3 protein-coding genes, 1 other RNA gene and 1 pseudogene are annotated in these 4909 nt (G+C 40.2%); 1 reads left to right on the forward strand and 4 read right to left on the reverse strand.

All coding sequences use genetic code 11. The annotated features are described in order from the left end of the window. Nucleotides 1-535 (forward strand): hypothetical protein (locus tag IIC38_19905; GenBank protein ID MCH8128188.1); only part of this gene is annotated, 535 nt, incomplete at its 5' end. Here IIC38_19905 and rnpB read toward each other — a convergent pair. The 4 genes and pseudogenes from rnpB to IIC38_19925 all read right to left on the reverse strand — a co-directional run bounded on the left by rnpB (nt 524) and on the right by IIC38_19925 (nt 4649). Then, nucleotides 524-933: RNase P RNA component class A (gene rnpB, locus IIC38_19910), an RNA gene on the reverse strand. The two genes, IIC38_19905 and rnpB, sit on opposite strands and share 12 nt — an antisense overlap. A 334-nt stretch (nt 934-1267) precedes the next feature. After that, nucleotides 1268-1984, reverse strand: a complete 717-nt coding sequence (locus IIC38_19915) for a hypothetical protein (protein MCH8128189.1) — start codon at nt 1982-1984, stop codon at nt 1268-1270. Between the two features lie 247 nt (nt 1985-2231). After that, nucleotides 2232-3500 (reverse strand): dNTP triphosphohydrolase, encoded by a 1269-nt coding sequence (gene dgt, locus IIC38_19920; GenBank protein MCH8128190.1) that lies wholly within the window; start codon nt 3498-3500, stop codon nt 2232-2234. Beyond that, a pseudogene (locus IIC38_19925) lies at nt 3500-4649 on the reverse strand (pyridoxal phosphate-dependent aminotransferase). Before IIC38_19925 ends, dgt begins: the two are co-directional and overlap by 1 nt. Nucleotides 4650-4909 lie beyond the last annotated feature (260 nt).

Here is a 4909-nt window from a genome sequence, read left to right on the forward strand (position 1 = left end):
AGGAAGTGTCTCAGTACTGGATGTCTCGCGCGTGGGAGGATATCGGCGAGTCCCCCGCGGCTTGGTTGTCGTTGCTGGGGCGAAAGATGCTGATGGTTTGGAATCGCTACGAGGTGGCCGACACGGAGAGTCTCTACATTTATGCGAAGTTCTCGCCGGTGCTGGGCGGTTTGGCGTCGGTTTGGCACTTCGGGGTTCTCGTTCCGCTGGCCGCCATCGGGCTGGTTTCGACCTGGCGTCAATGGCGGCGTCTTTGGGTCATGTATGCGCTGATCGTTTCGATGGCGGGAGCGGTGGCGATGTTCTATGTGATGGCTCGATACCGATTTCCGCTGGTTCCGCTCTTGATTCCGTTCGCAGCCGTAGGGGTGTTGGATCTATGGTGTTTGATACGTGGCCGAGGCCTTCCATCGAGCGACGCGGAGAGTCCGGCGCCCATGGCTGGGGCGGCGCGATACAGTTTCATACGGTTATGATCATGAGTAAGGAAAAGGACATCCAGGATTCCTTTAAAAAACAAAAGATCCAAAGTTAACCGATAAGCCGAATTCTGTAACACCCCGGTAAATCCGGAATGCAGTGATCATTTATCTGGTTCTGTTGTCACCAACAGAATCTAGCGACCTACCCAAGAGTCAACGGATACGGGAAACATCCGTCCTCTAAAAGAGAATTCCTCTCCTACTTGGTCTTGCTCCGAATGAGAGTGCCTGACGATTGACGTCTCCGCCAACCCGGTAAGCTCTTACCTCACCATTTCACCTTTACCGCCACTTGTCCTGGGACAATAGTGGTTTGGCTGTTTGCTTTCTGTTGCAGTGTCTTTTCCGTCACCGGAAACTTCGTGTTACGAAGCATTCTACCCTGCGGAGTTCGGACTTTCCTCCCTATTTGCCGAAATTCGGTAAATAAGGCGATCACTTGGTTAACTTTGGATCACAATGATCATTTATAAAAATCAATTTGTTTAGATTACAGATTCCTTAAATTCCTTAATATTAGGTTCAATAAAAAAACAACTACTCGAGTTTCGCTTAAGAAGATTTTCATGCGGTTGATTAGATTAGTTAATACAGTACCATCTTTGAACAATCAATATTTCTTTGGCACTGGTTTTGACGTCTATTAGACAGGCTATCATACGCGTTTTAATTCACAACACAAAGGATTCTCCCCTGCTAATCTATGTTCTAACAATAGTATTTATTAATAGAGAAAATACTCAAATTGCTACTTTACAAGACTTAGACTTATTCATTGGCATTGATTAAGTGGCAGCTTGTGAATTTTGCCAGACGAGTATTCTCCCACAATGTTCACAAGTGATGAATTGCCGGCGTTGTCTTATTTCCAAAACCCTTTGTGGTGGTATGGAATTATAACATCCACCACATGCATTCCTTTGAATGGCAACCACAGCGACACTCTTGGCTTTGCGCACTCGTTCATAACTAGAATAAACTACTCTTTCGAGAATTGGGATAAGACTTTCTCTTTCCTTTTTAAGTCTTTCTTCTTCCTGGTTTGTCATACTTAGCTTTTTTTGAAGATCCTTTTCATAAAATTCCAAACCGGTTTTGAGCATGGAATATTGATTTTCCAACTCCGAAATTTCACTTATTAAATTTTCCGCCTTGTCGTCATATTCAATTTCCTGAATTTCAGAGGTGTCAATATTTTCTTTTGTTGATTCTATTTCTGTAGTTATTGCGTCATATTCCCGGTTGGAGGTTACCCGATATAATTGCTCCTGGTACTGTTCCAGCTTGGAATTTGAATGGTTTCTCTCCAAAACCACGACTGATTTACGGATCTTAACCTCTTTCAATTCTTCTTTCTTTGCCTTTAAAATCTGCTCAAGTTTTTCAATTTCATCTCTGCTGCTAACTACTTTTTGCGGTAAATCTCCTCGAGTAGATTCTAATTCCGTAAGGCGTAAATCCAGTTTTTGTAATTCTAACAGCGCAATAAGTTTGTTCTCCAATTTCACCTCCTTTTATTCGTATCCGAGTACAAAAAAAATGCACCCATGGGGGGGTGCACACTCGGTTATTTTTATTTTTTGAATTCTAATTTTCAGTATGGTTTCTTTAATCTTTGTCCTACCTTTAAATATCATTCAATCTCCATTTTTTTACGACAAAAAATATATTTATTCTATCAGCAAAAATCAAATAAAATTGTATCTCATTTAATTTGATTTAAATATCAAATTCCTTTCTTCTTAATCACTATTTTTCAACAAGCCGTTCAAATTCTTGCATTGCAAAACGATCTGTCATTCCAGCTATATAATCTGCGATTAAACGGATAAATTCATCATTAACCGGGTCTCTTAATTTTGGATTTAAGTGGGCATCCGGCATAGATGTATATCGAGAAAAAAATTGATGTGTCGGAAAACTTTGCATTTCCCGGGGTTTCTTGAGATATATTTTAAATAGTTTGCGAATAACGTCGATCGCCATTTCGTCAGTCCAACCAATACCTGGCCTTCTGATGATTCTCCTGGTAATAAAACGATCTAGTTCTGCCTGAAGAGGATAAATTCCTGTACTAAAATTTACCAATAATACATTGAATGGAAGTAGTGTCTCGTTACGTTCATAATAAACTTGGAGATTTTCCAACGTAGTTGAGATTACATCCGTAACCAAGAGATTTATGAGTTTTTTAATTAAGACATTAAAATACTCAACATCGGCGCCGCCAAATTCTTCAATAAGATCTTGTTGGTTTTCTGCCAGTTGAACAATCGGTAATTTTCGTACTTCCTTTACATTCACAAAACCTGCACGCAATCCATCTTCCAAATCATGTGTTCGTTGCGCAATTTCATCACAAATCGATACAATTTGTCCTTCAACACTTTGGGAATTTTGAACCTCCATTTTCAAAATATCATTCTGCCAGTCCGGGTAGGAAATATGCTTAAGTATCAATCGAGTATGCTTTAAAATCCCTTCTCTAACAACTGTGGTTAAATTGAGTCCATCAAATTTATATTTTTTTTCGAGCCGGTCAACAATTCGAACACTCTGGTAGTTGTGTTTAAAGCCACCATAATCCTGTGTGTCTAAAATTCCATCCAAATGATCTTTACCCTTGAGGATACGATCCAATGCAACTTCGCCAATGTGTCCAAATGGCGTATGGCCCAGATCGTGACCCAGGGCAATGGCCTCCGTCAGATCTTCATTCACACCCAAAGATCTGGCCAAAGTTCGAGACAGCTGAACAACCTCAAGAGTGTGAGTTAACCGGGTGCGGTAATGGTCGCCTGTAGTGGTTAAAAAAACTTGACGCTTATGCTTTAGCCGCCGGAATGCCCTGGAATGGATGATGCGATCGCGATCACGTTGAAAATTCGTTCTATAATCGTGCTCATTTTCTTCAGTCTGCCTCGTCTTATTATGGCCGGCGCTTTTGATTCCCCAGGGCGCCAAAATTCGGTCTTCAATCTCTTCCAGTTCTATACGTTTTCTGGCATTAAATTCCATTAACCACCCATTCTATTTGATAAATATGTTTTGAGACGGCTCACTCCTTCGTGAATATCCTCTATCGAAGTAGCATAAGAGAATCGAAGGTAGCCTTCGCCATTGCTACCAAAATCGATTCCGGGCGCCACAGCTACTTTAGCATTTTCCAATAATTCCATAGTAAATTTCAAGGAATCTTGTGATAAATGTTTAACATTGACAAAAACAATAATAGGCTCCACCGGGATTGGAATTGATTGAGAAACCGATAGAACGAAGCGAGTCGATCATGACTGTTCTTCTCTTTTTATAAGCAGAAACCATGTCTTCAATTTCAGGATGATCATCATTCAGTGCCGCCAAACCCGCGTGTTGAACAAAATTTGCTGGAGAAATAAAAAAGTTCTGTTGTAATATTTGAATGGACCTGACATATTTTTCAGGTGCAATAATATATCCAAGCCGCCAACCTGTCATCGCAAAATATTTCGAAAATCCATTTAATACAAATGCATTGGTTGTAAATTCTAATATCGAATGCACCCGGCCTTCATAAACCAGACCATGATAAATTTCATCAGAGATGATCGGCATGCCAATATTTGATAACTCAACCATTACCTCAGGAGACAATACAACTCCGGTAGGATTAGCAGGCGAATTGATTAAAAGCGCTTTTGTTTTTGCATTGATTTTTTGCAGAACATTGCTGATCGAAAGCTGAAACCCAGTCTCTTCAAAAACCGAAATGGATACTGCCCGGGCTTGTAAATATCGAATAAAACTTTCATAGCAAGCATAACCGGGATTGGATAGTATCACTTCATCGCCGGTACTAACCAGTACAGATAACACCAACAGTAGGCCCGGTGAAGTTCCCATTGTGATAATCACTTGTTCAGGATCGACATCAACACGATATCTTTTTCGGTACCAGCGGCTAACAGCTTCTCTTAATGGATAGATTCCCAAACTGTGAGTGTAGTGGGTCTCCCCTCTATCCAAAGCCCTAATAGCAGCTTCTCGAATTTTTATTGGAGTTTCAAAATCTGGTTCACCAATTTCAAAATGAATGATGTCTTCTCCTGCCCTTTCCATGATATTTGCTCGTTCCAAAACATCCATAACCAGGAAGGGTTTTATTCTATCCAGTCTTTCCAGACTCATAAATATTTCCTCAATTATCTATGGAGTAAAAAACTTAAATTGAGCGATTAGCAGTTGGTCGTTGGATATGAACGAATTGTTTTACAAAGTGCAAAAGAAATGAGCAAAATATCCGAATGGGTGACCAGCTAAGTTCATTCCAACGTATTGTAAATTTGAAAGCTATCGGTTAACCTGGATAATTCATAGCCACTAAGTTATTCGGTTAAAAGTCAATTTTTTATCGATTGAATTTTATTAGAAAAAAATGACAATGTTCT

The sequence above is a fragment of the candidate division KSB1 bacterium genome, from assembly GCA_022566355.1.
GTDB lineage: Bacteria > Zhuqueibacterota > JdFR-76 > JdFR-76 > DREG01 > JADFJB01.

What these genes read in the sequence shown, in the direction of transcription:
- dgt (MCH8128190.1), bottom strand. Translation starts at nt 3,500, where the DNA reads ATGGAATTTAATGCCAGAAAACGTATAGAACTGGAAGAGATTGAAGAC.